This is a genomic window from Variovorax paradoxus, assembly GCF_009755665.1.
Classification (GTDB): Bacteria; Pseudomonadota; Gammaproteobacteria; order Burkholderiales; family Burkholderiaceae_C; genus Variovorax; species Variovorax paradoxus_G.
Genome location: NZ_CP046622.1, coordinates 2,086,892 through 2,112,514 on the forward strand (window position 1 = coordinate 2,086,892; position 25,623 = coordinate 2,112,514).

The window sequence follows — 25,623 nt, forward strand, 5'->3', positions numbered from 1 at the left end:
CACAAAGCCGAAGCTTTGTTCCTTCGCAATCTACGCTCGTTTAAAGCCTCGCGCGCACGCGAAACACCCTCGATGCACAGACCCAACTCTGCAGTGGCGTAACAGGGCAACGCGCCTACACACAGGTAAGTACCTTCGCACATGAAGGCGGCAATTTTTCGTCGAATTTAGGGCTTCGCCAAGGCGTTGAAAAAGAAGATATCTCCCTCGACGATTCGCCGGCGGCTCAAACAAAAAGGGGTTTCATGTCGCAGCAAATTCTCATCACCGGCGGCGCCGGTTTCATCGGCTCGCATCTTGCCGACGAGCTTCTCTCCCACGGCTATCGCGTTCGCGTTCTCGACAACCTTGCGCCGCAGGTGCATGGCGACAGCGGGCGCCGGCCCGATTACCTGGAGGCGGACATCGAACTCGTCGTCGGCGACGTGTGCGACCCGGCTGCGGTGCGCAACGCGCTCAAGGGCGTCGACGCGGTCTACCACTTCGCGTCGGCAGTGGGTGTGGGGCAGAGCATGTACGAGGTGGCGCACTACACGCGTGTGAACAACCTCGGCACCGCGGTGCTGCTGGAGGCGCTGATCGAGAAGCCGGTGAAGAAGCTGATCGTCGCATCGAGCATGAGCCTGTATGGCGAGGGCCTTTACCGCACCGCGAGCGGCGAGCTCCGCACGGTGCAGGAGCGCACGCTAGAGCAGCTGCGGCGCGGCGACTGGGAATGGCGCGACGAAGACGGGCTGGCCCTGGTGCCCGCGCCCACGCCGGAAGACAAGGCACCCGCACTCGCTTCGGTGTATGCGTTGTCCAAGTTCGACCAGGAGCGCATGTGCCTCATGATCGGCCGGGCCTACAACATTCCGACAGCGGCCCTGCGATTCTTCAACGCGTACGGCCCGCGCCAAGCGCTTTCGAATCCCTACACCGGCGTGCTCGCGATCTTTGCGTCGCGCCTGCTCAACGACAGTCCTCCCAAGATCTTCGAGGACGGCCACCAGCAGCGCGACTTCGTGAGCGTGTACGACATTGCCCGCGCCTCGCGGCTTGCACTCGAAATGCCGGCCGCCGCCGGCGAGGTGTTCAACATCGGCAGCGGCGAGGCCTACAGCGTGCGAGACATCGCGCAGCGCGTGGCCGAGGCCGTGGGCAAGGAAAACCTCGCGCCCGAAATCACGGGCAAGTACCGCGTCGGTGACATACGGCACTGCTATGCGGACATATCCAAGGCTCGCCGCGTGCTGGGCTATTCGCCCCGCGTGAGCCTGGAAGACGGCCTGGCCGAGCTCGCGGCCTGGTTGGAGGGGCAAGCGGCGGTCGACCGCGTGGCGCAAGCGAGTGCAGAGCTTTCCGCGCGCGGGTTGGCCATATGAACAGCCGGGACGCAGTACTCACTCCCCGGCGCGCGCTCAACGGCAAGGATCGGGTCACACTCATCACGGGTGGCGCGGGCTTCGTGGGGGCCAACCTCGCGCACCGGCTGCTGTCCGAAGGCCGCCGCGTGCTGGTGTTCGACAACCTTTCGCGCCCCGGCGTGGAACGCAACCTCGACTGGCTGCAGCAGAACCATGCGACCGGACTCGACGTGGCCGTGGCCGACATCCGCGATGCCGCCTCGGTGGAGCGCGCGGTTGCCCGGGCCGACCATGTCTTTCATTTTGCGGCGCAGGTCGCGGTGACCACGAGCCTGGTCGACCCGCGAGAAGACTTTGCGGTGAACGCGCTCGGCACGCTCAACGTGCTGGAGGCGGCCCGCGCGCAGCCGGTGCCGCCCTCGGTGCTGATGACCTCGACCAACAAGGTCTACGGCGGCCTGGAAGACGTGGAGCTCAAGCTCGAGGGCCAGCGCTATGGACCGGTGACGGCGGACATCGCAAGCCACGGCATTTCCGAAGCGCGGCCGCTCGACTTTCACAGCCCCTATGGCTGCTCCAAGGGAACGGCCGACCAGTACGTGCATGACTACGCGCGCAGCTACGGTATGAAGACGGTGGTCTTCCGCATGAGCTGCATCTACGGACAGCGCCAGTTCGGCACCGAAGACCAGGGCTGGGTGGCGCACTTCCTGTTGCGCGCGCTCGACGGCGAACCCATCACGCTCTTCGGCGACGGCAAGCAGGTGCGCGACATCCTGTTCGTCGACGACCTCGTCGATGCGTTCATGCTGGCCCAGCGCAACATCGGCAAGCTGGCCGGCGGCGCCTTCAATATCGGCGGCGGGCCGCGCAACGTGATCAGCCTGCTCGACCTTCTCGACCAGATCGAAGTGCTCGAAGGCAGGCGCCCCGAGACCGCGCATGAAGACTGGCGCACCGGCGACCAGCGCTACTACGTGTCGGACACGCGCCGCTTCGAGGCCGCCACGGGTTGGCGGCCGGCCGTCGACGCGCGGCACGGCATCGAGCGGCTGCACCAGTGGCTGCGAGAGATGCGGGCACAGCCTGCCACCACCCGCAAGAGCGGGCAGCGCCGCCCGGTGCTTGCAGCGGCCGGGAGGTGAGCATGTTCGCCAGTGTCATTGCTTCGCCGGGACAGGCTGTCCTGCGGCAGGTGGATACGCCCGAACCCGCTGCGGGCCAGGTGCTTCTCAAGCTCGAGGGCTCGGGTGTCTGTGCTTCGAGCCTGCCGCTGTGGGAGGGCCGCTCATGGTTCGAATACCCGCAGCCGGCCGGTGCGCCGGGGCACGAAGGCTGGGGCCGCGTGGCAGCCGTGGGCGAGGGCGTCACCGGCCTGGCCGTGGGCGACCGCGTGGCCGCGCTCACCTACCGCGCGCATGCCGAATACGACGTGGCCGATGCGGGTTCGGTGGTGCCGCTGCCGGCCTCGCTCGCCGATGTGGCCATGCCCGGCGAGCCGCTGGGCTGTGCGGTCAACATCTTCCGCCGCAGCGACATCCGCGCCGGCCAGACCGTGGCCATCGTCGGCATCGGGTTTCTCGGCGCCATTCTCACGCGGCTTGCCACGCAAGCAGGCGCGCGCGTCATCGCCATATCGCGGCGGCCCTTTGCACTGGAGGTCGCGCGCCAGGCGGGCGCCGCGCACACCATCGTGATGGACGACCACTGGCGCATCCTGGACGAGGTGAAACGCCTCACCGGCGAGAAGATGTGCGAACGCACCATCGAAGCCGTCGGCCTGCAGTGGCCGCTCGACCTGGCCGGAGAGATCACCGGCGAGCGCGGCCGCCTCGTGATTGCGGGCTATCACCAGGACGGGACTCGGCAGGTCAACATGCAGATGTGGAACTGGCGCGGCATCGATGTGATCAACGCGCATGAGCGCGACCCGCGCATGTACGTGCAGGGCATCCGCGAAGCCGTCGACATGATGGCCGCGGGCGTGCTCGATGCTGAGCCGCTCTTCACGCACCGCCTGCCGCTCGACCGGCTAGGCGAGGCGCTGGAGCTCACGCGCACCCGGCCTGACGGTTTTCTGAAAGCGGTGGTGACTACGTGAGGGCGGCGCACATGACGAATGCGCTGGAGCCGGCGTTGGCGACTGCGCCGTCCGCGCGCACGCACGCCGCGCCGCTTCGGCGGCCTCGGCTCGGCTTCCTGGGGGTCGGCTGGATCGGCAGGAACCGCATGGAAGCCATCGCGAAAGACGGCTGCGCGGAAATTGCTGCAGTGGCGGATGCGCAGGCTGATGCATGCGAAGCCGCCTGCGCGATGGCGCCCGGCGCGGCCAGCTTGCGCTCGCTCGACGCGCTGCTCGAACGCGATCTCGACGGGCTCGTGATCGCCACGCCAAGCGCGCTTCATGCGCGGCAGGCCGAGGCGGCGCTCGCGCGTGGCGTGGCGGTGTTCTGCCAGAAGCCGCTGGCACGTACGGCCGAGGAAACCAGAGGGGTGATCGACGCAGCGAGGCGCGCCGACCGGCTGCTGGGCGTCGACCTGTCGTACCGGCGCACGGCCGGCATGCAGCGCATCCGCGAGCTGGTGTCCGCCGGGGAGATCGGCGATGTGTATGCCGTCGACCTGGTGTTCCACAACGCCTACGGCCCCGATAAGCCCTGGTTCCGCGACCCGGTGCTTTCGGGTGGGGGCTGCGTGATCGATCTCGGCATCCACATGGTCGACCTGGCGCTCTGGACCTTGGGCTTTCCGCGCGTCGAGGCGGTGTCGAGCCGCCTTCACGCGGGCGGCCGACGCCTGGCGCTGCCTTCGGCGGTCGTCGAAGACCATGCGGTGGCGCAGATCGATCTCGCGGGCGGTTGCGTGGCGCGGCTTGCGTGCTCGTGGAACCTGCCGGCGGGCCGGGACGCCGTCATCGAAGCCAACTTTCACGGCACGCGCGGCGGAGCCTCGTTCCGCAACGTTGGCGGCTCCTTCTACGACTTTGTCGCCGAGCGTTTCGACGGCACGCGTGCAATACCGCTCGCCTCGCCCCCTGACGACTGGGGCGGGCGCGCCGCCGTGCACTGGGCTCGCGCGCTCGCGAACGGCGGGGCCTTCGACCCCGAGATCGAGCGGCTGACCGAGGTGGCGGCTGTGCTGGATGCGATCTATGAACGCTGAAACACCACAACAAGCGCCGCGCCATGTGCTGATGACGGCCGACACGGTCGGCGGCGTCTGGAGCCATGCGCTGGAGCTTGCCGCTGCGCTCACCGAGCGGGGCGTGCGCGTGTCGCTGGCCACCATGGGAGCACTGCCCACGCCGGCGCAGCGCGCGCAGGCCGCGTCGCTCCCCGGCCTGCAGTTGCACGTGAGCGAGTGGCGCCTCGAATGGATGGAGAACCCGTGGGACGATGTGCGCCGCGCCGGCCAATGGCTGCTCGGCCTTGAACGCGAACTGGCTCCGGACGTGGTGCACCTGAACCAGTTCGCTTTCGGCGCACTTCCGTTTGGGGCACCGAAGCTCGTGGTCGCTCATTCGTGCGTGGCCTCGTGGTGGCGCGCGGTGCATCGCCAGCTTGCGCCGGCGAGCTGGGACACCTATCGGCGCACGGTGCGGCAAGGGCTCGACGGTGCCGACCTCGTCGGCGCACCGACGGAAGCCATGCTCTCGTCGCTCGCGCTCGACTATGGCTACATCCACGGCGGCCTGGTGCTGCCCAATGGCCGCAGCGCGGCGATGTTCGCTCCAGGCGACAAGGAGCCGGTCATTCTCTCGGCCGGCAGGCTGTGGGATGCCGCCAAGAACGTATCGGCGCTGCAGGCCGTGGCCACGCGCTTGCCCTGGCCGGTGTGCGTGGCTGGATCGGCGTCGGCGCCGGGTGCCGGCGAGAAAAGCATCCAGGCGCCCGGCGTGCTGTGGCTCGGCGAGCTGGCTCCCGACGCCATGGCCGCGCAGTTCGCGCGTGCATCGATCTATGCCTTGCCCGCACGCTATGAGCCCTTCGGACTCTCGGCGCTGGAAGCGGCGCTTTCGCAGTGCGCGCTGGTGCTGGGCGACGTGCCGAGCCTGCGCGAGGTTTGGGGCGACGCCGCGCTGTATGTGCAGCCGGAGGACCACGATGCACTGCAGACAGCCTTGATGCGGCTGATCGACGATGCGCCGCTGCGCCAGGAAATGGCGCGTCGGGCGGCGGAGCGTGCGCGGCATTTCACGCCGTCGCGCATGGCGGACGCCTACATGTCCGCCTACGGCCGCTTGCTCGCGCCGGCGGCGTCCTCCCGTGCGGGCGGCGCGGGGCGGACCCGAAGAAAAACAAAGGAGGCCGCATGCGCTTCGTGATGTTCTGCCATTCGCTCGTGTCCGACTGGAACCATGGCAATGCGCACTTTCTGCGTGGCGTCTGCAGCGAGCTGCTTGCGCGCGGCCACGAGCTTGCCGTGTACGAGCCGCACGGCGCATGGAGCCGCACCAACCTGCAGGCCGAGCACGGCCAGGCGCCGATCGAAGAGTTCGCGCGGGTGTACCCGGAACTGCACAGCACCACCTACGACCCCGCCACGCTCGATCTCGACGAGGCGCTGCAAGACGCGGATGTGGTGCTGGTGCACGAATGGAACGACCACGCGCTGGTGCGCCGCATCGGCCTTCACCGGCGTGACGGCGGGCGCTACCGGCTTTTCTTCCACGACACGCACCACCGTTCGGTGACCGAAGAAAAGAGCATGGCCGGCTACGACCTGTCGCACTACGACGGCGTGCTGGCCTTCGGCAACGTGATCCGCGACCTGTACCGCAAGAAAGGCTGGGCGCGCCGTGCGTGGACCTGGCACGAGGCCGCCGACATCCGCCACTTCCATCCTATACCGGACGAAGTGGAAGAAGGCGACCTGGTCTGGATCGGCAACTGGGGCGACGACGAGCGCGAGGCCGAGCTCGACGAGTTCCTGCTCCAGCCGGTGCACGACCTGCGGTTGAAGGCGCGCATGCACGGCGTGCGCTACCCCGACAGGGCGCTGGACCGCCTGCGTGCCGCCCGCATCCACTTCGGCGGCTGGCTCCCCAACTACCGGGCGCCGCGCGTCTTCGCGCGCCACCGCGTCACGGTGCATGTGCCGCGCAGGCCTTACGTACAGGCGCTGCCGGGCATTCCGACCATTCGGGTGTTCGAGGCGCTGGCCTGCGGCATTCCGCTGGTTTCCGCGCCGTGGAACGACGCCGAAGGGCTGTTCACGCCCGGCCGCGACTTTCTGGTGGCCAACGATGGCGGCGCCATGCGCCGCCACTTGCGCGACGTGCTGCACGACCCCGACCTGGCGCGCGCGCTGCGCGAGCAGGGCCTGGAGACCGTGCTTGCCCGCCACACCTGCGCCCACCGCGTCGACGAGCTGCTGGCCATTCACGCCGAGCTCGAAGGCGAACCCACTCACCTCCGGAGCATTCCCGCATGAAGAAAAAGATGAACATCGCCTTCTTTGCCTCCAGCCTCGTGTCGGCCTACTGGAACGGCGCCGCCACCTACTACCGCGGCATGGTTCGCGCGCTGCACGAGCGAGGCCATCGCGTGCGCTTCTACGAGCCCGATGCCTTCGGCCGGCAGCAGCACCGCGACATGGACGATCCCGATTGGGCGGAGGTCATCGTCTATCCGGGCGAGGGCGATGCCAACGCGCGCCGCATGGTCGAGCATGCGCGCGGCGCCGACTTGGTGGTCAAGGCCAGCGGTGTGGGCGTGTTCGATGCGCTGCTCGAAGAGGCCGTGCTCGACTTGCAGGGCCCCGGCACGCGAGTCGTGTTCTGGGACGTCGATGCACCCGCCACGCTCGACCGGCTGCAGGCCGACGCGGCCGACCCGTTCCATGCGCTGGTGCCGCGCTACGACATGGTGCTGACCTACGGCGGCGGCGACCCCGTGGTGCAGGCCTACCGCCGTGCCGGTGCGCGCGATTGCATTCCGATCTACAACGCGCTCGATCCCTCCACGCATCACCCCGTCGGGCCCGATGCACGCTTCGAGGCTGACCTGGGCTTCCTCGGCAATCGCCTGCCGGACCGCGAGGCGCGGGTGGAAGAGTTCTTTCTTCGCGCCGCCAGCCTGCTGCCCGAGCAGCGCTTTCTGCTGGGCGGCAGCGGCTGGAGCGACAAGGCCATGCCCAGCAACGTGCGCTACGTCGGCCATGTCTACACCGCCGACCACAACGCGTTCAACCGCACGCCCATGGCCGTACTCAACGTGAGCCGCGACAGCATGGCGCGCTACGGGTTTTCGCCGGCCACGCGCGTGTTCGAGGCGGCCGGTTCCGCCGCCTGCCTGATCACCGATGCATGGGAGGGCATAGAGCTTTTTCTGGAGCCCGGAAAGGAAGTGCTGGTGGCCGCCGACGGCGAAGAGGTGGCGGCCCATGTGCGCCAGCTCGATGCTGCAACCGCGCGCCGCATCGGCGAGGCTGCATACCGGCGCGTGCTGGCCGAACACACCTATGCGCACCGCGCCGCACAGCTGGAGGCGCTGCTCGAAGGCCGCGACGCCGCACAAGCGCTGGAGGTGGCATGAGCATGCAGGCTTCACCGCTCAAGATCGTCATCCTCGGGCTCTCGATCACTTCATCCTGGGGCAACGGCCACGCCACCACCTACCGCGGCCTGGTGCGCGAACTGGTGCGGCGCGGACACGATGTGCTGTTTCTCGAGCGCGACGTGCCCTGGTATGCCGGGCACCGCGACCTGCCCGATCCTCCCTTTGGGCGCACCGCGCTGTATGCCGACGTTGCCGGCCTGCAGCGCGACCATGCGGCACAGATCGGCGAGGCCGACCTGGTCATCGTCGGCTCGTTCGTGCCTGACGGCGTGGCCGTCGGCGACTGGGTGCAGGCCGAGGCGCCGGGCCGCACGGCCTTCTACGACATCGATACGCCGGTCACGCTGGCCGCGCTCGCACGCGGAGGCACCACCTACCTGCAGGCGCGCCAGATTGCGGGCTACGACATGTACCTGTCTTTCACCGGCGGCCCCACGCTCGACCGGCTGGAGCGCGAGTTCGGCTCGCCTGCCGCGCGCATGCTCTATTGCTCGGTCGACCCCGAGCTGTATTACCCCGAACCCGTGGCGCAGGATTGCGACCTCGGCTACATGGGCACTTACAGCGACGACCGCCAGCCCACGCTCGAAGCGCTGCTGCTCGAGCCCGCGCGCCAGTGGGCGCAAGGGCGCTTCGAAGTGGCCGGCGCGCAGTACCCGAGCAGCATCGAATGGCCGCGAAACGTGCGCTACACGGCGCATTTGCCCCCGGCCATGCATCGCGATTTTTATAACCGGCAGCGCTTCACGCTCAACGTGACGCGCGCCGACATGATCCAGGCCGGCTGGTCGCCCAGCGTGCGCATCTTCGAAGCCGCCGCCTGCGGCACGCCGATCATCAGCGACCGCTGGGACGGCATCGAATCGCTGCTCGTTCCGGGCGAAGAGATCTTCCTGGCCGATTCGCCCGGCGAAGTGCTGCGGCTCTTGCGCGAACTGCCGGAAGAAGAGCGCCGCGCCGTGGGCGAGCGCGCGCGCCGGCGCATTCTTTCGGAACACACCGCCGCTCACCGCGCCGCCGAGCTCGAAGGCTACGCCCGCACGCTGCTGCAAGTGCGCGAGGCGGCATGAAAAGAGGAGGCATGCACGTGCACAACAACCAGAAAGCAGCCGCGGCCAGCACCGCCACCACCGCAGCCGACCCAGGCACAGACTCCGTTCGCCAGCAGATCGAGGCGCTGGGCCCCTGGTTCCACAACCTGCACCTGCCCGGCGGCGTGCAAACCTTGCCCAAGCATTTTCTCGGCGGGGACTTTCCCAACTTCAAATGGCAGGAGATCAAGCCCTTCGTGCCGGAAGACCTCAGTGGATGGCGCGTGCTCGACGTGGGCTGCAACGCCGGCTTCTACAGCTTCGAGCTGGCGCGGCGCGGCGCCTCGGTGCTGGGCATCGATGTCGATGCGCACTACCTCGCGCAGGCGCGGTGGGCCGCCGGCCAGCTTGGGATGGAGTCGCAGGTGGAGTTTCGGGAAATGCAGGTGTACGACCTGGCGCGCTCCGGCGAAACCTTCGACCTTGTCTGGTTCATGGGCGTTTTCTATCACCTGCGCTATCCGCTGCTCGCGCTCGACCTGCTGGCCGAGCGCACGCGCCGCATCATGATGTTCCAGACGCTCACCATGCCGGGCGACTCGGTCTATACCGACACGGCCGACTGCAACATCGACGACCGCACGCCGCTGCTCGAGAGCGGATGGCCGCGCATGGCTTTCATCGAACACCGGCTCGCCAACGACCCGACCAACTGGTGGGCGCCCAACCATGCCGGCGTGGAGGCCATGCTGCGTTCCAGCGGGCTTCGCATAGAGGCGCGGCCGGGGCATGAGATCTACTTGTGCGTGCCCGATGCACAGGCGCAGGGTGCACGCGCCATCTATGGTTCGCAATACGAGTCGGCCACGGGGGTGATCCGTGGCGGCGGCTGAACCAGGCCAGGAAGGCCGGACCGGGGAGTCGCCCGTCGCGGGCGTGGTCGACCGCAACATTGCCGCGCTGGTGCGGCGGCGCCAGCAGCAGAAGATATCGACCGGCCTGCAGGACCGGATTGCCGACGCCATCACCCGCTTTGCGGGCAGCATGAAGTTCGTGTACCTGCACCTGCTGATCTATGGGGGGTGGATCGCCGTCAACCTCGGGTGGGTACCCATGGTGCGCGCCTTCGACCCCACGTTCGTCGTGCTGGCCATGGTGGCATCGGTCGAGGCCATTTTCATCTCGACCTTCGTGATGATCAGCCAGAACCGCATGGCGGCGCTGGCGGACCAGCGCGCCGACCTGGATCTTCAGATCAGCCTGCTGGGCGAGCACGAGATCACGAAGGTCATCACCCTCGTCACGGAGATCGCAAAACGCATGGACATTCCGGCGGCGCACGATCCCGAGCTCGACGAGCTCCGGGAGAACGTTTCGCCGGAGCGGGTGCTCGACCGCATCGAGCGCCCTTCCAAAGAGACCGGGCGGCCGGACGAGTAGGGCGACCCTCCCGGCCGGCTGTTCATTCCTTCTTATTTCTTGCCGGTGATTCCCTGCGCGGTCGTCAGGTGCCCGTGAACCACCGGGAGCGTCTTGGCCGCATAGGCCTTCAAGTCCGCGTCGGCCGCATTGCGCTGCACCTTCTGCAGCATTTCATGCGTCTTCTTGTGGTCGGAAAGACCCGCCATCGACATGTACTGCTTGTCGAAGGTGTCGCCGCTCAGGGCCTTCAGCGCGGTCGCGGTGGCCTTGTGCTTGGCGTCGGGTTCGGTCGGCAGTTCCACGCCTTTCTTCGATGCGATTTCCTGCAATTCGCTCAGCGCCTTCGTATGGTCGTCGACCATGGTCTTGCCGAACTGCTTCACCTCGTCTTTCGAGGCTTTCTCCTGCGCCAGCTTTCCGGTTTCGATTTCGGCGAGGTTGGCCTGTGCAATGTCTCTCATCATGCGCTGGTCGCCTTTCGAGGTCTTGCCTGCCTGGTCCGATTTGCCGGCGGCGCTGCGGCTTTGCGTGGCCTGGTCGCCGCGCGAGCTTGCGCTCTGCGCGGCAGCGGGAAGAGTCGCAGCAAATGCGCAAGCGGCCACTGCGGCCATGCCGAATCGGAATGCGGTGCTTTGGATGGTCATCGATGTGCTCCTTGAGGGTGGTGATTTCGGGCCCGCCCGGTGAAGCGGGTGTCCAGGTTTTCTCTTGGCAACGCGCATGCCCGGCGCCGTGCGGGCATGCCGCTTGCCGCTCGCGTTGTTCCCTCTTCCTCCATTCTTCTTTTCAACGCCTTGGACGTCCTGTCATGAAAAGATCGCAATCGCGCATGGGCCATGCCAGCGAGTGCTATGAACTGCTTGAATTCCTCTCGCGCCGCCAGATGCCCGTGGTGTGCTCGGAGCCAGACGACATCCACAAGATCCTTGCGCTGCGCAGCGCTTCGCTGCTGCAGGCAATGACCGAGCCGACGGTGGTCTTGCGCACCGGCGAGCGGCGGATCGAACGTGCCATCGTCACGGCCATTACCGCTGAAGGCCGCGCCGCCTGCATGATGCGCAGCGCCACCGCGCAGAGTGCCGGGCGCCGCTGAGCGCGCTGCGCCGCTGCTTGCGGCGGGCGTTTCAGGGTGAGTCGGCCCCGCGAATGGCGTCCCAGCCGGCGGGGGTGAGTGCGCGGACTTCGCCGAACTGCCCGTCGCAAGAGTCCGGTGGATAGAAGCGCACGTCCACGTGCCCTGTAGCCGCGAGCCGTCGCAGGGCCCGCACCTTGGACGGCCGTGCCACGAAGATGGGCAGCCGCTTGCGGGCCAGTCTTTCGAGATAGCGGTAGGACATGCGGATATACCCTCTTACTGCGGCAACCGCGAAGCGGCCTGCGCGCCGTGGCTCGAGCCGTCGGTGGCTGTACCGAGCGCGCTGCGGCCGTCGGGCGTCAGCGCGAGAAAGCGGCCCACCTCGCGGCCTCCGGCATCGAGCTTGAAGGTCAAGGCCGCAACCAGGCCCGCGGCGCGCAGCACCAGCAGGTTGTCGATGTCGTGCGGGTTGGTCAGCGTGACAGGCGCGGGGTGCTTCGCGAGCGCGCGCAGAAACTCAATGGACATGTTGTCTCCTTGTGCGGTCTAGGCCGCAGCTCCCATTTCTCCCCCTTGCGCGCGGCGGCGTTCGAAGGGGTCGATGTTCATGCTCTGGCGGTACTTGGTGACAGTGCGGCGCGCTATGCGGAAGCCTTGCTGCGCCAGCTGGCGCGCCAGCGCTGCATCGCTCAGCGGCGCCACCGGCTTTTCGACCGCAATGAGCTCGCGGATGAGCCCCTGCAATGCCACCGGCGCGCTCGCGCCCCCGGCGGCGTGCTCGAGCCCGCGCGAGAAGAAGTGCTGCAGCTCGAAAACGCCGGCGGGCGTGGCCATGTACTTGTTGTGCACGGTGCGCGACACGGTGGACGGGTGCACGCCCACTTCCTCCGCGATCTCGCGCAGCCCGAGCGGCTTCATGGCGAGCGGACCGTGCTCGAAGAACATCTTCTGCCGCGCGACGATGGCGCGGGCCACGTCGAGAATGGTGGACGCGCGCTGCGACACGCTGCCCACCATCCAGCGCGCCTGCTCCAGGCATTCCTTCATGGCGGCGCACTGGCCCGTGCCGTGTTTCTGGCCATGCTGCTCGAACAATTTCGCATAGGCCGAGTTCACCTTCACGCGCGGCAGGGCGCTGGCGTTGAGCGAAGTCCTCCAGGTGCCGCGCACCTTCTTCACGGTCACGTCGGGTATCACGATTCGCGCCGCCGTCTCGCCGAATTGCCAGCCCGGGTGCGGGTTCAGGCGCCGGATGCAATCGATTGCGCACTGCACTTGTTGCGGTGCCGCATCGAGCGCCTTGGCGAGCTTGCCGACCTCGTGCGTGGCAAGGAGGCCGATGTGCGCTTCGAGAATCCGGCGTGCGAGTTGCCGGGTGCCCGCGTCCGGATCATTCGCATGCATCGAGGCGGCCTCGAGTTGCAGGCACAGGCACTCGGCCACGCTGCGTGCCGCCACGCCCGCAGGGTCGAGCGCCTGCACGCGCCTCAGGGCCGTGCGCAGCTCGCGTTCCGCATCCGCGCCGGTTTCTCCGAGTGCGGCGCCCACGTCTTCGAGCGAGATGCGAAGGTAGCCGTCGTCATCCAGCGCCTCGACCACGGCGCGCGCAAATGCCATCTCGCGGGCGGAAATACGCAACACGCCGAGCTGCACGTGCAAGTGGGCGCGCAGCGAATCCGGCAACGGTACGCGCTGCATCAGGTCGAAGCTCTCGTCATGCGACAGGTGCCGATCGCTCGAGGCCGGTGCCGCGGTGATCCTGTCGAAGGCCGCCGCCGCTTCGATGTCCGCGGCCGCTTCGGAGGCGGCCGACACGGTCTCGGCGATGGATTCGTGGCCGTCTTGCGGGGCGGGCTCGATCTCGAGAAACGGATTCAGTTCGGCCGCGTCGCGCAGCGCCTGCGCGTATTCCTGCGACGACATCTGCAGCAGCCGCACGGCCTGCTGCAGGCGAGGGGAAAAGATGGGGGCCTGCACCTGGCGGGCCTGCAAAACAATCGAAGTGTTCATGTTTCTCCGTAGCGCCTCCGATCCCGGTGGCGGAACTGCTGCGCAACGGTCGTGCCAGGGTATTTCGGCTCCCGCAACGCCGGAAATTAGTTTTAAAGTACGCATAAATGGGGTTCGAACGCGTCTTCGCCGTCGGTGCCTTGGAAGCCTTGCGGCAAATCTTGCGGTTCTCCCGGGGCAGACAGGGGTGGTGCGTTTGTCGCAAACTCGCGTCATGAAAAATTCATCGGGAGACAGGGGGCAGCCCCCGGCGTGTCCGGCGCTGCTGATCGGAGCTTGCCTCGCCATTACGGGATTCGCGGGGCTGGGACTCGCGTTCCGGAAGAAGGCCCGCACCGCATGGGCTGCAGAAGAGAAGCTGGCGCTGCATCAGGCGCGCATGTCGCGCCAGGCGCTGTGCGCGCAGCGCCTCGAACACGATCTGCGAAGCCCCGTGGGGGCCATGGCCGTGGCATTGGAGCTTTTGCGGACCGCCGATGACGACGACACAAAACGCGAAGCCCTGGAAGTGCTTGAGCGGCAAGTCGCGCGTATGACCTCTCTGACAGAGCAAGTGCACGAATTCGCACAGGGCTTGAACGATTGAACCGTCCGGCGTTTCCTGCTCGGTGGAGCAAGATTCGCAGTGGGATATCTACGCGGGAAGTTCGAGGCAAGCACTCCTTCGCGGTGCAGCACAGGCGTCAAGCCAGGTACGAAGTTGGGCCACACACTAATTGTTGAAGACGACGAAGATTCGGCGCGAATGATTGCCGCCCTGGTCGCGCGCGAGGGGCACACCGTGATGTGTGCGCATTCCATCGCCGCCGGACGCCGCATGGTCGCGATGCAGCGGCCCGACCTGCTGCTGCTCGATCTCCACCTGCCGGACGGGAACGGGTTCGACCTGCTGAACGAGCCGGAGATCGTGAGCGACACCATGCTGGTCCTCATGACTGGGCAGGCAAGCCTGGAAACCTCCATCAAGGCGCTGCGGCTCGGTGCGGCCGACTACCTGGTGAAGCCGATCAATCCGCAGCACCTCAAGGGCCTGCTGTCGCGCCTGATTGCCCCTTCGCAATTGCGCGCCGAGCTTGACGAGGTGCAGGAACTCTGGCGCGAGACCGGGCGCTTCGGCCACCTGATCGGCCGTTCGCAACCGATGCAGCGCGTGTACCGGCAGATCTCGCGCGTGGCCGGCACTGCGGTGACCGTGTTCATCCACGGAGAGAGCGGAACCGGCAAGGAATTGGTGGCCCGCGCGGTGCACGACCTGAGCCGGCGGCGGGAACAACCATTTCTTGCCGTCAATTGCGGCGCGCTGTCGCCGCATCTCGTCGAAAGCGAAATCTTCGGCCACGAGCGCGGCAGCTTTACCGGGGCCGAGCGCCAGCACCAAGGCTTCTTCGAGCGCGCGCACGGCGGCACGCTGTTTCTGGACGAGGTGACCGAAATGCCGCTCGAGCTGCAGGTGAAACTGCTGCGCGTGCTGGAGAGCGGTACCTTCATGCGGGTGGGTTCCACCCAGGTGCAGCAGACCGATGTGCGCATCATCGCGGCCACCAACCGCGATGCCGGCGAGGCGGTGGCGCGCGGCACCATGCGCGAAGACCTGCTGTACCGCCTCAACGTGTTTCCGATCGCGCTGCCGCCCCTGCGTGAACGCGGCGACGACATCGCCCTCATTGCCACGAGCTTTCTGCAAGACCTGGCGCGCCAGGAAGGCGGCAGCAAGCATTTCACGCCGGGCGCGCTGGCTCGGCTGGCAGCGCACCGCTGGCCCGGCAATGTGCGCGAGTTGCGCAATGTGGTGCAGCGCGCGTGGGTGATGGCGTCCGGCAACGAGATCGACGAGGAATGGCTGCCCGCCGGGGACAGTGCGGCTCCCGGGATCGAAGCCGAGGCAGCGCGCGGCCGCCCGCTCGCGCCCGGCGCGCTCAACGGCCACCGGGACTCGGCTGCGGCACCTCCCGATGCGGGGGAGGACCAGATCGTGATCGAAGTGGGCACGCAGCTCGCGGACGTGGAGCGGCGCGTCATTCTTGCCACCTACGAGCGCTGCGGACGCCACAAGGAGCGCACCGCGGCGCTGCTGGGCATCAGCATGAAGACGCTCTACAACCGGCTGAAGGAGTACCAGCAATGAGAAGGCGCCGGCGGCTGCACCGGCGTGTTCCGGCGGCATAAGGACGGCCCAGCGGCGGAGGACGCCGCGCGCATTCGTGTGCGATAGCGTTCCTTCCAGCCGCGCAGCCGAAACCTGTAGGCCGCGGCGCCTGCGGGATCGAAGTCTGTTCCCAGATAATTCGCCGGGTTTTCAAGAGGATAGCGGGCGAAATAGCTGCTGAGTTCGTTCATGCGTATCTCCGGGTGCGTGACGGTTCTCGCTCGGCGAAGGTCTCGCGCAAGGCGTTCACCGTCCGGCAAACTGCGTGCCGGTGGTGACGCTGCCGAGTCGGTACGCCGTTTGCCGAAGAGCAAGAAGGAGAAAGCGCATTGGATGAAATGAATCCCGACCATGCCGAGGAAGCACTGGGCGATCAGATCGACGACGCCGTGCCGTCGCGGGGCTATCGCATGCTGCCCGTCGTCGGGCTCGGAGGCTCGGCGGGCAGCATCGAGGCCGTGGGCGAGTTCCTGGAGGCCACGCCGGCAGACACGGGCATGGCCTTCGTGGTCGTTCTGTACCTGCCCGCGGCGCATGAGCATGCGCTGGTGCAGGTGCTGGCGCGGTCCACCCGGATGCGGGTGGTGCCGGTCGGTGGCAGGCAGCGCATCGAGCGCGACACGGTGTACGTGGTTCCGCCCGGCAGGACGCTGCGCACACGCGGCGAGCTCATCGAACTGGCGGCGCTTCCGCCGGGCCAGGCCCGCCACATGGCAGTCGACTTTTTCTTTCGCACGCTGGCCGACACCCACGGGCCCCACGCCATTGCGGTGGTTCTTTCGGGCGTGGACAGCGACGGCACCATCGGTGTCAAGCGCATCAAGGAGCGCGGCGGCCTCACGGTCGCGCAAGACCCGCAGGAAACCCGCCACAACGGCATGGCGCAGTCGGCCATTGCCACCGGCATGATCGACTGGGTGCTGCCGGTGCGTGAAATGGGCGCGCGCATTGGCGCCTACTACCGCATCGAACGGCAACTGAAGCTGCCGCCCGAGCAACTGCCGGACAGCGAAGACGATGCACCGCCCGCGCCGGATGTGGACGAGGCGGCTTTCCGCGAGGTGCTGGCCTTCGTGCGAAGCCGCAGCGGGCGCGATTTTGTCAACTACAAGCGGGCCACCGTGCTGCGGCGCATCGGCCGCCGCATGCAGGTGAACGGCGTGAGCGACCTGGCCGCCTACCTGGATTGCCTGCGCACGCGCCCCGGCGAGGCCGGCGCGCTGCTGCAGGACATGCTGATCAGCGTGACCAATTTCTTTCGCGATGGCGAATGCTTTTCGGCGCTGGAAGGCATGGTGCACGAGCTGTTCCGCAACAAGACATCGGCCGACACTATTCGCGTGTGGGTGGTGGCTTGCGCTACCGGCGAAGAGGCCTATTCGGTTGCGATGCTGCTGAGCGAGCATGCCCGCATGCTGGAAAGCCCGCCGTCCATCCAGATCTTTGCCACCGACCTGGACGAAGACGCGGTGCGCGCCGCCCGTGAAGGCATCTACCCCATGGTCAGCGAGGCCGATGTCTCGGAAGATCGGCTGCGGCGCTTCTTCATCCGTGAACAGCGCGGCTACCGCGTGCGCCGCGAGCTGCGCGAAATGGTGCTGTTCGCGGTGCACGACGTGCTGAAGGATTCGCCGTTCTCGCGCGTAGACCTGGCCACCTGCCGCAACCTGCTCATCTACCTCAACCGGGAGGCGCAGGCCCGCGTATTCGAGACGCTGCACTTTGCGCTGGTGCCCGGCGGCCGGCTGTTCATCGGCGCATCTGAGGCGGTGGACGAGGACAGCCCGCTGTTCTCGGTGCTCGACAAGAAGCACCGCATCTATGCGCATCGCCATGCGCCCAAGGCCGCACTGCCGGTGCCTACGGGCCGCAGCAGCGCCGCGCTGGCGCTGGACGTCAAGCGCGCGCTGCCCGTGATTCCGGGGGCGGCGTTCGCGCAGCTGCAGCGCAGCGCGCTGGCGCCGCTCTCCGACGGCCGCACCATGACCTGGGGCGAGCTGCACCTGCGGCTGCTCGACCGCCTGGCGCCGCCGTCCATCCTGCTGGATTCCGACCACGAGATGCTGCACGTCTCGCCCGCGGCAACGCCGTTCCTGCACTTCAGCGGCGGCGAGCCCTCGCGCAACGTGCTGCGCGCCATCGTGCCCGACCTGAAGGCCGAGCTGCAGACCGCGCTCTATCACGTGAACGAAAGGCGCCAACCTGTCGAAGTGGCGCCGGTGCGGGTGCGGCTGGGCCAAGCCGAAGCAGAGGTGTCGCTCCATGTGATGCCGGTGGAAGAAATCGGCGGCGGCTTGCTGGTGTTGCTGCGCGAGGCCGAGCCCTCCGGCGCGCGCGGCAGCATCGTGGTTCCGCGCGTGGATGCGGAGCCCATTGCCGAGCACCTGGAGCGCGAGGTGACGCGCCTGAAGTCGCAGTTGCGCGAGACCGTGGAGCAGTACGAGACATCGACCGAGGAACTCAAGGCGAGCAACGAGGAACTGCACGCCATGAACGAAGAGCTTCACTCTGCGACCGAGGAGCTCGAGACCAGCCGCGAAGAACTGCAGTCCATCAACGAAGAGCTCACCACCGTCAACCACGAGCTCAAGAGCAAGGTGGACGATCTCGGCCAGGCCAACAGCGACATGCTGAACCTGATGGATGCGACCGCCATTGCCACGGTGTTTCTGGACCGCGAGTTCCACGTGACCCGCTTCACGCCGAGCGCGGTGGCCATCTTCAAGCTGATTGCCACCGACGTCGGGCGGCCGCTCTCGGACCTGACCACGCCGCTGGACTACCCGCAGCTTGCGGCGGATGCGCGCAAGGTGCTCCAGACGCTGCAGCCCTCCGAGCGCGAAGTGGGCGACAGCGCCGGCAACTGGTACCTGGCGCGCGTGCGGCCCTACCGCACCATCGAAGACCGCATTGCCGGCGTGGTGCTCACCTTCGTGGACATCACCGAGCGCAAGGAGGCGCAGGAGTCGCTGCGGCAGTCGCAAGAGCGCTTCAGCGCCATCGTCAACCAGGCCTCGGTGGGCGTGGCGCAAACCCGGCTCGACGGCGAGATCACCTTTGCCAACACCTGCTATCACGAGCTCATGGGCTACGGCGAGAACGAGCTCGCCGGCGTGAGCGCGCTCGACCTGGTGCACGCCGCCGACAAGCCGGCCATCTCGGCGCTGTTCGCGCGGCTGGCCCAATACGGCGAACCGTTCCAGAGCGAGAGCCGCAATGTTCGCAAGGACGGCTCCTTCATCTGGCTGCACAAGAGCGTGACGGTGCTCACGGATGCGGGCGGCAAGCCTGATTCCGCGCTCATCGTGTGCAGCGACATCAGCGAGCGCAGGGCCGCCGAAGAAGCGCTGCGCGAAAGCGAGGAGCGCTTCCGGCTGATGCTGGAAAACGCGGTCGACTACGCGATCTTCTCGGTCGACATGGAGCGCTGCGTCAAAAGCTGGAACACCGGCGCCGAGCGGCTCCTGGGCTACACCGAGGCCGAGATCCTGGGCCGGTCGGCCGACATCATCTTTACCGAGGAAGACCGCGCGGCGGGCGCCCCGCTGGAAGAGGCCCGAACCGCGCTCAGCGCCGGCAGGGCGGCCGACGACCGGCTGCACCAGCGCAAGGACGGCTCGCGCTTCTGGGCCAGCGGCGCGCTCATGCCCATGCACAACAGCGAGGGTGCGGTCGTCGGCATGGTGAAGGTGCTGCGCGACCAGAGCGAGCAGCGCGCGGCGCAGCAGGAGGTGGAGCAAAGCCGCGGCGAACTGCTCGATGCGCTGCGCGCCAACGAGGCCGCGCGCCAGGCGCTCGAAGCCGCCGACGCGGCCAAGGACCGCTTTCTGGCCGTGCTCTCGCACGAGCTACGCAATCCGCTCGCCTCGATCAGCGGCGCCGCCGAACTGCTGGCGCCTGAGGAGCTTCCCACGCAGGAGCAGGCGCGCGCCGCGCGCGTGGTGCGGCGCCAGGCGGCAGCCATGAAGGTGCTGCTGGGCGACCTGCTCGATGTGTCCAGCCTGCGCCGTGGCCGGTTGGTATTGCGGCGCGAGCGGGTCACGGCGCAGAACATCGTCGATGCGGCGCTGGAGGCCACCCGCCCGCTGATGGAGCAGGGCCGCCACAAGCTCGAGCTCGACATCTTCGCCGCCGAGATTCCGCTGGACGCCGACCCGATGCGCCTGACGCAAGTGATCTCGAACCTGCTGTCCAACGCGGCCAAGTACACGCCGGAAAGAGGCGAGATCCAGCTGGCGGTGCATGCCGATGCGGATGCAGGCCATGCGATCTTCACCGTCACGGACAACGGCATCGGCATGGACCCGGACACGGTCGACACGATGTTCGAGATGTTCACGCAGAGCGTGCACGCGCACGATCGCTCGGCCGGCGGGCTGGGCATCGGGCTGGCGCTGGTGCGCAATATCGTCGAGCTGCATGGCGGCACCGTCACCGGCGAGAGCAGGGGGCTCGGCCATGGCAGCCGGTTCACCGTGCACATTCCGCTCGCGGAGCCGCTCGCATCCGAAGCCGTGCCGGTGTACGTGAAATCCGAAACTGCCTCCCCGGGTGCTGCGGCGGAGGGTGCGCCGCAGCGCGTGCTGCTTGCGGACGACAACGTGGACGCCCTCTGGGGCATGGCGCGCATGCTGTCGATCTCCGGCTTCAGCGTAAAAACCGCCGACAACGGGGTCGACGCGCTTCGGGTGGCGGAGCACTTCCGGCCGGATGCGGCCGTGCTCGACATCGGCATGCCCGGGCTCGACGGCCACGAGGTGGCGCGCCGGATTCGTGCGCAACCGTGGGGGCGCGGCATGCTTCTTGTGGCCGCCACGGGGTGGAGCCAGCCCGAAGACAAGCTTGCCGCACTGGCGGCGGGGTTCGACGAGCACCTGGTGAAGCCGGTGGCCGCGGCCGACGTTCAGCGCCTGCTGCGGGCGCGCGACGGGGCAGCGGCCGCGGGCGGCTGACGCTCCCGGGCACACCCCAGGGGCACGCCGGGCATGCCGCTTGCCCTGCAGGAAGACAACGTACTTTCGTGTACTTCTGCTGGTCAGGAATGCTGAACTCTGTTCCCCAAAACCAAGCCATTTTCATTGGCGCTTCCGTGGGCGGCGTCTATGCAATGCTCGATCTGGTCGCTGAACTGCCGGCCGGTTTCCCCGCGCCGATTTTCTTTGTGCAGCACATCGGCGCCCACCGCAGCCATCTTGCTTCCCTGCTCAACGACCGCGGGCCGAACCGGGCCGTCGAGGCGCAGCAGGGCGACGTTCCTGCAGCGGGCACCATCTACATCGCGCCCCCCGACCACCACATGCTGCTCGAGGGCGGCGTGGTTCGCCTGACGCGTGGACCCAAGGAACACCATGCCCGCCCCGCCATCGATCCGTTGTTCCGTTCCGCCGCACTGGATTACGGCCCCCGCGCCGTGGGCGTGGTGCTTACCGGCAGGCTCGACGATGGCAGCGCCGGCCTGCGCGCCATCAAGGATTGCGGCGGCATTGCCGTGGTGCAGGACCCGGCCGAAGCCCATGAACCCAGCATGCCGCAGAGCGCGATGGCCGCAGTGCAGGTGGACCACGTGGTCGCGCTGCGGGGAATGGGGCAGTTTTTATTCCAGTTGGCGCAGCCGCGCCGCGAACTGCCGGCTTGGGAGCCGTCGGCTGCGTTGCGCCGCGAGTACGCCGTGGCCTTGGGAGAGCGCACTGTGGAAAACCTGAAGGTGATCGGCGAGGCCTCCATGTTCAGCTGCCCCGACTGCGGGGGCGTGCTGTTCGAACTGCACGACAAGCACCCGGTGCGCTACCGCTGCCACACCGGCCACGCCTTCAGCGCGCGCAGCCTTGCAGCCACGCAGGAACAGGTGACCGACGCCGCCCTGTGGACCAGCCTGCGCACCATGCAGGAGAAGGAATCCATCCTGCGGCGGCTGGCCGAGGTCCAGAAGGCGGAAGGCGTCGGCAACGCCGAAGAGTCGCTGCGCGAGGCCGACCAGCTCGCGATCGTGAGCGCCGCATTGCGCAAGCTCACGTTGAAGGCGCCCAGCCCCGCGAGTTTCGACGCGAGCTGAGCCCTTCGTTCCTGCGCATTACTTCTTTGTTGGCGGCATGGTGCCATCGGCGCCCGCGGGCAGCGCCGGGCCTTCGCCCATGCCAAGCTCCGCGCCCGTGAGCGGATCGCCGTCGGGGCGCGACTGCGTGCGCGCGGCCATCTGCTGCAGCACCGGTGCATCGGCGTCGCTGAGCTCCACCGTGGCCAGGCCGTCGCCGCCGTCCACCGGCCCCGACTCTTGCGTGACGGGTACGAAGTCCCACCGCTCGCCCTGGTTCCAGGGGCCGCGCAGGTCCGCGTCGCTCTTGGACATGCGGAAGTACACGTTGGTGAAGCGCGGGTCGCCCGGCAGCTTGCCCGGCGGGAAGTTGGGCTCGATGGAATAGAGCGCCTTCTCGAAAGACTTCTGGTGCGCGATCTCGCGAGTCATCAAGAAGGTCAGCGCGTCCTTCACGCCCGGATCGTCGGTCAGGTTGATGAGCCGCTCGTACACGATCTTGGCGCGCGCCTCGGCCGCGATGTTGGAGCGCAAGTCCGCCGTGGGCTCGCCGATGGTGTCGATGTAGGCGGCCGTCCAAGGCACGCCGGCGGAGTTGACCAGCGGCGGCCCGCCGCCGTAGAGCACCTGCGTGATGTGGCTGTCGTTGCCCGCGCCGGTGATGGTGCGGTACATCTCGCCTTGCTCTTCCACGCCTTCGGCCAGCCGCCCCTTGGCGCCCTTGTTGAGCATGCCGACGATGGTGCCGATGATCTCGAGGTGGCTCAGCTCCTCGGTCGAAATATCGAACAGCATGTCCTTGCGGCCCGGGTCGTCGTCGCCGAGCGCCTGAGTGAAATAGCGGCAGGCCGCGGCCAGCTCGCCCTGCGGGCCGCCGAACTGCTCGAGCATGAGGTTGGCGAGGCCGGGATTGGTCTCGCTGACGCGCACCGTGTATTGCAGTCGCTTGTTGTGAGAAAACATGGGGACTCCTTGCGTTGGGTTGGGTCTGGGTCTGATGAATGAACGGCTGCGCCCTTCGGCATCGCCGCGCTTTTTTCGCGGCAAGCGGCGTGCCCCCCGCGCGTGCGGCGAAGACTGACAAGGCGTTGGGAAGCAGCCTTGCTTGGTCTGTGCGCACGCATCACAAACATCGGCCTTGTTTCTTTCACCAACTTTTTTTAGGAATCAACATGCCCGTCAAAAGCCTCTCCGATCTTTTCGTTCACGAGCTCTCCGACACCTACAGCGCCGAAAAGCAGATGACGCGCTCGTTGCCCAAGCTGGCCCGCGCCGCCACCGACGAGGGCCTGGCTTCGGCCTTCGAGACTCACCTGGAAGAGACGCGCGGCCAGGTCGAGCGCATCGAACAGATCGCCGAGCTGCTGCAGATCAAGATCAAGCGCATCAAATGCGAAGGCATGGCCGGCCTGGTCGAGGAAGGCGATTCGCTGATCGACCAGATCGAGAAGGGCCCGGTGCTCGATGCTGCGTTGATCGGCGCGGCGCGCAAGGTGGAGCACTACGAGATTGCGGGCTACAACTCGCTGTGCACGCTGGCCAAGAAACTCGGACACACCGAAGCCGTCTCTTTGCTGGAAGCCTCGCTGGCCGAGGAAACCGCCACGGACGGCAAGCTCAGCGCGCTGGCCGAGGCGCAGGCCATGGAAGAGGCCATTGCCGAGGAGTAAGCGAGCGAGTCAGCTTTCCATGCCCGCACCTCTGCGGGGCGGGCACGCCGTTTGCCCCGAGTGAGGTCGGCGCGCAGCGGTTGCGCGCACAGGCCCGCACTGTGTTCGCGGAGCGAAGGAAAGCATGACAATGAACGATCAAGAAGGGCGCATCCGTAGCCGCCGCGGTTTTGCAGGAATGGACCCCGAACGCCAGAGAGAGATCGCCAGGAAGGGCGGGCGCACTGCCCACGAACTGGGGCTCGCCCATGAATTCACCCCCGAGGAAGCCCGCAACGCGAGGGCCAAGAGCCTGAGTGCACGGGCGCAGGGAGCTGCCGCGACCACGCCGCAGCAGGAGTAAGTAGATATCAGGCCGCCGCGGTCAGGCGATCGCGGCGCGAAGGGCGGCGGGCTCGAAGGTCCTTGCAAGCACGGCGTCGAACCCGGCAATTCCGCCCTTGTCCTGCTGTTCTTGCGCCAGCGAGGAACCCCACACGGCCACCATGCGGCCTTCGAAGCCTGCCTCGCGCGCGCGCCGCGCCATCGAGAGCGCCGTGCCGGTCGAGGTTCGCACGTCGACCACGGCGATTTCAGGCACCCGCTTCATGAGGGCGTGGTAGCCGCCGTCGCTGCTGGCAGCAAGATCGACCTTGTAGCCGGCATCCGAAAGAAGCCCGCCCAGCACCGCCAGCAGCCTGGCGTCGTCCGACACGACCAGCGCTCGGCCGGGTTCGCCTGCGGCCCGCTGCGCATGGACGACGAGTTCGCTCATCCGGGCCGAGAGCTGCCGGACCTGCCGCGACACCACGACGGCCGCTTCGTGCAACACGTCATGCGGAAGTTCGACCCGTGCGAGCACCTCGCTCGCGGACGAGATGGCGGCCAGCGCATTGCGCGCGTCGTGCACGCAGCGGCTCAGATCCTTCGGGTCATCGACAATGGAAGATTGGGACATGTGAATCTGGAACATTGAAGGCGACACTTTCCGTGGCATACGGCGTGCCCGGCGCGGGAGCAGGGCAAGGGCAAGGGCAAGGGCAAGGGCATCGGGCTGCCGCTCGTTCCGCTATTTGCCGCAAGTTTTTCCGGCGCGCATGACCCGGTATGCGGCTTACAGCGGCCTCGGCGCCAGGACGACAAGGTGCGCCGCGGTGTCGGCCATCATGAATCGCAAACCCGCTGGGCAATGCTGCCGAGCCGGTATCCAGGAGTAAAGAATGACCCGTCCTCCCGAAATATCGCCCGTGAACATCGACCAGAACCGCGCCGTGGGGCAAGACAGCCCTGAAGAGGGAAGCGAGATCGGCCGCGAGGCGAACAAGCGCCACGGCTACCCGGGCTCGCGCGACATCGGCACCAACGCCTCGCAAAGCATGCAGGTGGGCGAGAAGCCTCCGCCCAGGGACGCGCCCAAGCCGCACAAAAGCGAGACCGATCCGGACACGCGACGTTAGAGCGAGCCGCTGAGCCGCCGAGCCGGAATCTCCGGGGCTACCCCACCACGGCTTCCAGGAACTCGACGAGGGCCTTCGACGGATCGTCCCGCGCCAGCGGAATCATCTCGATGCCCCACTGCGCGAGCACGGCCTGCTGCACCTCGTTGGCCGAAGGCGAGAACAGGTAGGAAACCGGCTGCGCCACGTCGGGCACCGACTGTTTCCATAGCCGCGAGAGCTTGTAGAACAGGTAGCGGATGTTCACGTCCGCGAGGCTGTAGCCGATGAAGACCACCGAGCGCCCGAGCACGTCGGCGCGCAGCTTGATGTCCAGCGGCGACTCGAAGTCGAGCCGGGCGAAGTAGCTGCTCTCGTCGAGCACGATGGAGGCGTCGTCCTCCAGGTCACCGTGGAACTTGATGATCTGCGTGACGCCCGGATGCAGCTTGGCGAGGTCGGCCACGCTCACGATCTTGGTGTACTTCACCTTGTGGTGCTCGAAGGCGGTCTCCAGCCAGCGGTCGTAGTTGGTGGTGTAGATGATCGGGAAGCGGCCCTTGGCCAGCAGCTCGTGGATGCGCGAGCTTTCCACCCGGACGTCGCCGCGGTGCCATTCGCGGTCCATCCAGCTGCGCAGCGGGCCGATGCTGCCGTGCCGGAGGCGGAAGTACTCGGCCAGCGTGAGATAGCCGCCCTTGTCGCCGAAGGAGCGCGCATCGATGCCGAGTTCGCGCGCCATGTGCTCGATGAGCGCCGACCACGGCGGCAGCCCCAGCTCCATCGAGATGCCTGCGCCCACGAATAGCACCACCTTGCCGCGCCGATGGGCCTCGCGCAGCTGGGCGAGCTTTTCGTCGTCGGGTTTTTGCACCGCGATGCGCGGCGCAGTGCGCGCACGCGCACTCGTGCGCTTG

General features: G+C 67.4%; 26 protein-coding genes. 18 read left to right on the plus strand and 8 right to left on the minus strand.

Features of this window, described 5'->3' with window-relative positions:
- Positions 1 to 245: 245 nt before the first annotated feature.
- From GOQ09_RS09775 to GOQ09_RS09820, 10 genes are read left to right on the plus strand one after another with little or no spacing between them, the layout of a single operon-like run.
- Positions 246 to 1,364, plus strand: a complete 1,119-nt coding sequence (locus tag GOQ09_RS09775; RefSeq protein WP_157613244.1) for an NAD-dependent epimerase/dehydratase family protein — start codon at positions 246 to 248, stop codon at positions 1,362 to 1,364.
- Entirely contained in the window at positions 1,361 to 2,491 is a 1,131-nt protein-coding gene (locus GOQ09_RS09780) for an NAD-dependent epimerase/dehydratase family protein (RefSeq protein ID WP_157613245.1), read from the plus strand. Before GOQ09_RS09775 ends, GOQ09_RS09780 begins: the two co-directional genes overlap by 4 nt.
- 2 nt (positions 2,492 to 2,493) lie before the next feature.
- Positions 2,494 to 3,447, plus strand: a complete 954-nt coding sequence (locus GOQ09_RS09785; RefSeq protein ID WP_157613246.1) for an MDR/zinc-dependent alcohol dehydrogenase-like family protein — start codon at positions 2,494 to 2,496, stop codon at positions 3,445 to 3,447.
- A gap of 11 nt (positions 3,448 to 3,458) precedes the next feature.
- Entirely contained in the window at positions 3,459 to 4,508 is a 1,050-nt protein-coding gene (locus GOQ09_RS09790) for a Gfo/Idh/MocA family protein (RefSeq protein WP_157613247.1), read from the plus strand.
- Positions 4,498 to 5,670 (plus strand): glycosyltransferase family 4 protein, encoded by a 1,173-nt coding sequence (locus GOQ09_RS09795; protein WP_242631053.1) that lies wholly within the window; start codon positions 4,498 to 4,500, stop codon positions 5,668 to 5,670. The genes GOQ09_RS09790 and GOQ09_RS09795 overlap by 11 nt, the downstream gene beginning before the upstream one ends.
- Positions 5,658 to 6,779, plus strand: a complete 1,122-nt coding sequence (locus GOQ09_RS09800) for a CgeB family protein (RefSeq protein ID WP_157613249.1) — start codon at positions 5,658 to 5,660, stop codon at positions 6,777 to 6,779. Before GOQ09_RS09795 ends, GOQ09_RS09800 begins: the two co-directional genes overlap by 13 nt.
- Positions 6,776 to 7,882, plus strand: a complete 1,107-nt coding sequence (locus GOQ09_RS09805) for a CgeB family protein (protein ID WP_157613250.1) — start codon at positions 6,776 to 6,778, stop codon at positions 7,880 to 7,882. The genes GOQ09_RS09800 and GOQ09_RS09805 overlap by 4 nt, the downstream gene beginning before the upstream one ends.
- Complete coding sequence (locus GOQ09_RS09810; protein ID WP_157613251.1) at positions 7,879 to 8,976, plus strand: CgeB family protein; 1,098 nt, start codon at positions 7,879 to 7,881, stop codon at positions 8,974 to 8,976. Before GOQ09_RS09805 ends, GOQ09_RS09810 begins: the two co-directional genes overlap by 4 nt.
- Positions 8,977 to 8,987: 11 nt before the next feature.
- Positions 8,988 to 9,830 carry a TIGR04290 family methyltransferase gene (locus GOQ09_RS09815; RefSeq protein ID WP_157613252.1) on the plus strand — a complete coding sequence of 281 codons (843 nt, stop codon included), beginning with the start codon at positions 8,988 to 8,990 and terminating at the stop codon, positions 9,828 to 9,830.
- Positions 9,817 to 10,377 (plus strand): DUF1003 domain-containing protein, encoded by a 561-nt coding sequence (locus GOQ09_RS09820; protein WP_157613253.1) that lies wholly within the window; start codon positions 9,817 to 9,819, stop codon positions 10,375 to 10,377. Before GOQ09_RS09815 ends, GOQ09_RS09820 begins: the two co-directional genes overlap by 14 nt.
- A 32-nt stretch (positions 10,378 to 10,409) precedes the next feature.
- Here the strand turns inward: GOQ09_RS09820 and GOQ09_RS09825 are convergent, their stop codons facing one another.
- On the minus strand, positions 10,410 to 11,003 hold the full coding sequence (locus GOQ09_RS09825; RefSeq protein ID WP_157613254.1) for a DUF4142 domain-containing protein: 594 nt from the start codon (positions 11,001 to 11,003) through the stop codon (positions 10,410 to 10,412).
- 164 nt (positions 11,004 to 11,167) lie between these two features.
- Here GOQ09_RS09825 and GOQ09_RS09830 point away from each other — a divergent pair, with 164 nt between their 5' ends.
- Positions 11,168 to 11,452: a hypothetical protein gene (locus GOQ09_RS09830; protein ID WP_157613255.1), complete on the plus strand. Its 285-nt coding sequence runs from the start codon at positions 11,168 to 11,170 to the stop codon at positions 11,450 to 11,452.
- A 31-nt stretch (positions 11,453 to 11,483) separates the two neighbouring features.
- Here GOQ09_RS09830 and GOQ09_RS09835 read toward each other — a convergent pair whose 3' ends face one another.
- Genes GOQ09_RS09835 through rpoN form a run of 3 tightly spaced genes read right to left on the minus strand, consistent with a single transcriptional unit; the run spans position 11,484 to position 13,444 of the window.
- Positions 11,484 to 11,696, minus strand: coding sequence for a hypothetical protein (locus GOQ09_RS09835; protein WP_157613256.1), 213 nt, complete (start codon positions 11,694 to 11,696; stop codon positions 11,484 to 11,486).
- Positions 11,697 to 11,710: 14 nt separating this feature from the next.
- Positions 11,711 to 11,962: a hypothetical protein gene (locus tag GOQ09_RS09840; protein WP_157613257.1), complete on the minus strand. Its 252-nt coding sequence runs from the start codon at positions 11,960 to 11,962 to the stop codon at positions 11,711 to 11,713.
- An 18-nt stretch (positions 11,963 to 11,980) separates the two neighbouring features.
- The gene (gene rpoN, locus GOQ09_RS09845; RefSeq protein ID WP_157613258.1) at positions 11,981 to 13,444 is read right to left on the minus strand and encodes an RNA polymerase factor sigma-54; all 1,464 of its coding nucleotides are present in this window, start codon (positions 13,442 to 13,444) and stop codon (positions 11,981 to 11,983) included.
- A gap of 214 nt (positions 13,445 to 13,658) precedes the next feature.
- On the opposite strand from rpoN, the gene GOQ09_RS09850 reads away from it, so the two are divergent.
- Positions 13,659 to 14,030, plus strand: coding sequence for a histidine kinase dimerization/phospho-acceptor domain-containing protein (locus GOQ09_RS09850; RefSeq protein WP_157613259.1), 372 nt, complete (start codon positions 13,659 to 13,661; stop codon positions 14,028 to 14,030).
- 114 nt (positions 14,031 to 14,144) lie between these two features.
- A complete protein-coding gene (locus GOQ09_RS09855; protein WP_157613260.1) occupies positions 14,145 to 15,569 on the plus strand; it encodes a sigma-54-dependent transcriptional regulator in 1,425 nt (474 codons plus the stop codon).
- On the opposite strand, the gene GOQ09_RS09860 is transcribed toward GOQ09_RS09855, so the two are convergent.
- Positions 15,539 to 15,781, minus strand: coding sequence for a hypothetical protein (locus GOQ09_RS09860; protein ID WP_157613261.1), 243 nt, complete (start codon positions 15,779 to 15,781; stop codon positions 15,539 to 15,541). The two genes, GOQ09_RS09855 and GOQ09_RS09860, sit on opposite strands and share 31 nt — an antisense overlap.
- 147 nt (positions 15,782 to 15,928) lie before the next feature.
- Between GOQ09_RS09860 and GOQ09_RS09865 the strand changes: the two genes are divergently transcribed.
- Together GOQ09_RS09865 and GOQ09_RS09870 are read left to right on the plus strand one after the other, a co-directional pair.
- Positions 15,929 to 20,542 (plus strand): PAS domain S-box protein, encoded by a 4,614-nt coding sequence (locus GOQ09_RS09865; protein ID WP_242631114.1) that lies wholly within the window; start codon positions 15,929 to 15,931, stop codon positions 20,540 to 20,542.
- A 155-nt stretch (positions 20,543 to 20,697) separates the two neighbouring features.
- Positions 20,698 to 21,642, plus strand: a complete 945-nt coding sequence (locus GOQ09_RS09870; RefSeq protein ID WP_157613263.1) for a chemotaxis protein CheB — start codon at positions 20,698 to 20,700, stop codon at positions 21,640 to 21,642.
- An 18-nt stretch (positions 21,643 to 21,660) separates the two neighbouring features.
- Here GOQ09_RS09870 and GOQ09_RS09875 read toward each other — a convergent pair whose 3' ends face one another.
- Positions 21,661 to 22,584, minus strand: a complete 924-nt coding sequence (locus tag GOQ09_RS09875) for a manganese catalase family protein (RefSeq protein ID WP_126748683.1) — start codon at positions 22,582 to 22,584, stop codon at positions 21,661 to 21,663.
- Between the two features lie 209 nt (positions 22,585 to 22,793).
- On the opposite strand from GOQ09_RS09875, the gene GOQ09_RS09880 reads away from it, so the two are divergent.
- A complete protein-coding gene (locus tag GOQ09_RS09880) occupies positions 22,794 to 23,291 on the plus strand; it encodes a ferritin-like domain-containing protein (RefSeq protein WP_157613264.1) in 498 nt (165 codons plus the stop codon).
- Between the two features lie 130 nt (positions 23,292 to 23,421).
- Entirely contained in the window at positions 23,422 to 23,634 is a 213-nt protein-coding gene (locus GOQ09_RS09885; RefSeq protein WP_242631054.1) for a KGG domain-containing protein, read from the plus strand.
- A gap of 21 nt (positions 23,635 to 23,655) precedes the next feature.
- On the opposite strand, the gene GOQ09_RS09890 is transcribed toward GOQ09_RS09885, so the two are convergent.
- Positions 23,656 to 24,228 carry a hypothetical protein gene (locus tag GOQ09_RS09890; RefSeq protein ID WP_157613266.1) on the minus strand — a complete coding sequence of 191 codons (573 nt, stop codon included), beginning with the start codon at positions 24,226 to 24,228 and terminating at the stop codon, positions 23,656 to 23,658.
- A gap of 262 nt (positions 24,229 to 24,490) precedes the next feature.
- Here GOQ09_RS09890 and GOQ09_RS09895 point away from each other — a divergent pair, with 262 nt between their 5' ends.
- On the plus strand, positions 24,491 to 24,727 hold the full coding sequence (locus tag GOQ09_RS09895) for a hypothetical protein (RefSeq protein ID WP_157613267.1): 237 nt from the start codon (positions 24,491 to 24,493) through the stop codon (positions 24,725 to 24,727).
- Positions 24,728 to 24,764: 37 nt separating this feature from the next.
- Here GOQ09_RS09895 and GOQ09_RS09900 read toward each other — a convergent pair whose 3' ends face one another.
- Positions 24,765 to 25,580 carry an SIR2 family NAD-dependent protein deacylase gene (locus GOQ09_RS09900; RefSeq protein ID WP_242631055.1) on the minus strand — a complete coding sequence of 272 codons (816 nt, stop codon included), beginning with the start codon at positions 25,578 to 25,580 and terminating at the stop codon, positions 24,765 to 24,767.
- Positions 25,581 to 25,623: the final 43 nt, after the last annotated feature.

What these genes read in the sequence shown, in the direction of transcription:
- rpoN (WP_157613258.1), bottom strand. Translation starts at nt 13,444, where the DNA reads ATGAACACTTCGATTGTTTTGCAGGCCCGCCAGGTGCAGGCCCCCATC.
- GOQ09_RS09805 (WP_157613250.1), top strand. Translation starts at nt 6,776, where the DNA reads ATGAAGAAAAAGATGAACATCGCCTTCTTTGCCTCCAGCCTCGTGTCG.
- GOQ09_RS09875 (WP_126748683.1), bottom strand. Translation starts at nt 22,584, where the DNA reads ATGTTTTCTCACAACAAGCGACTGCAATACACGGTGCGCGTCAGCGAG.
- GOQ09_RS09885 (WP_242631054.1), top strand. Translation starts at nt 23,422, where the DNA reads ATGAACGATCAAGAAGGGCGCATCCGTAGCCGCCGCGGTTTTGCAGGA.
- GOQ09_RS09865 (WP_242631114.1), top strand. Translation starts at nt 15,929, where the DNA reads ATGAATCCCGACCATGCCGAGGAAGCACTGGGCGATCAGATCGACGAC.
- GOQ09_RS09775 (WP_157613244.1), top strand. Translation starts at nt 246, where the DNA reads ATGTCGCAGCAAATTCTCATCACCGGCGGCGCCGGTTTCATCGGCTCG.
- GOQ09_RS09870 (WP_157613263.1), top strand. Translation starts at nt 20,698, where the DNA reads ATGCTCGATCTGGTCGCTGAACTGCCGGCCGGTTTCCCCGCGCCGATT.
- GOQ09_RS09850 (WP_157613259.1), top strand. Translation starts at nt 13,659, where the DNA reads ATGAAAAATTCATCGGGAGACAGGGGGCAGCCCCCGGCGTGTCCGGCG.
- GOQ09_RS09840 (WP_157613257.1), bottom strand. Translation starts at nt 11,962, where the DNA reads ATGTCCATTGAGTTTCTGCGCGCGCTCGCGAAGCACCCCGCGCCTGTC.
- GOQ09_RS09825 (WP_157613254.1), bottom strand. Translation starts at nt 11,003, where the DNA reads ATGACCATCCAAAGCACCGCATTCCGATTCGGCATGGCCGCAGTGGCC.
- GOQ09_RS09880 (WP_157613264.1), top strand. Translation starts at nt 22,794, where the DNA reads ATGCCCGTCAAAAGCCTCTCCGATCTTTTCGTTCACGAGCTCTCCGAC.
- GOQ09_RS09890 (WP_157613266.1), bottom strand. Translation starts at nt 24,228, where the DNA reads ATGTCCCAATCTTCCATTGTCGATGACCCGAAGGATCTGAGCCGCTGC.
- GOQ09_RS09835 (WP_157613256.1), bottom strand. Translation starts at nt 11,696, where the DNA reads ATGTCCTACCGCTATCTCGAAAGACTGGCCCGCAAGCGGCTGCCCATC.
- GOQ09_RS09780 (WP_157613245.1), top strand. Translation starts at nt 1,361, where the DNA reads ATGAACAGCCGGGACGCAGTACTCACTCCCCGGCGCGCGCTCAACGGC.
- GOQ09_RS09800 (WP_157613249.1), top strand. Translation starts at nt 5,658, where the DNA reads ATGCGCTTCGTGATGTTCTGCCATTCGCTCGTGTCCGACTGGAACCAT.
- GOQ09_RS09860 (WP_157613261.1), bottom strand. Translation starts at nt 15,781, where the DNA reads ATGAACGAACTCAGCAGCTATTTCGCCCGCTATCCTCTTGAAAACCCG.
- GOQ09_RS09790 (WP_157613247.1), top strand. Translation starts at nt 3,459, where the DNA reads ATGACGAATGCGCTGGAGCCGGCGTTGGCGACTGCGCCGTCCGCGCGC.
- GOQ09_RS09815 (WP_157613252.1), top strand. Translation starts at nt 8,988, where the DNA reads ATGCACGTGCACAACAACCAGAAAGCAGCCGCGGCCAGCACCGCCACC.
- GOQ09_RS09895 (WP_157613267.1), top strand. Translation starts at nt 24,491, where the DNA reads ATGACCCGTCCTCCCGAAATATCGCCCGTGAACATCGACCAGAACCGC.
- GOQ09_RS09795 (WP_242631053.1), top strand. Translation starts at nt 4,498, where the DNA reads ATGAACGCTGAAACACCACAACAAGCGCCGCGCCATGTGCTGATGACG.
- GOQ09_RS09785 (WP_157613246.1), top strand. Translation starts at nt 2,494, where the DNA reads ATGTTCGCCAGTGTCATTGCTTCGCCGGGACAGGCTGTCCTGCGGCAG.
- GOQ09_RS09810 (WP_157613251.1), top strand. Translation starts at nt 7,879, where the DNA reads ATGAGCATGCAGGCTTCACCGCTCAAGATCGTCATCCTCGGGCTCTCG.
- GOQ09_RS09830 (WP_157613255.1), top strand. Translation starts at nt 11,168, where the DNA reads ATGAAAAGATCGCAATCGCGCATGGGCCATGCCAGCGAGTGCTATGAA.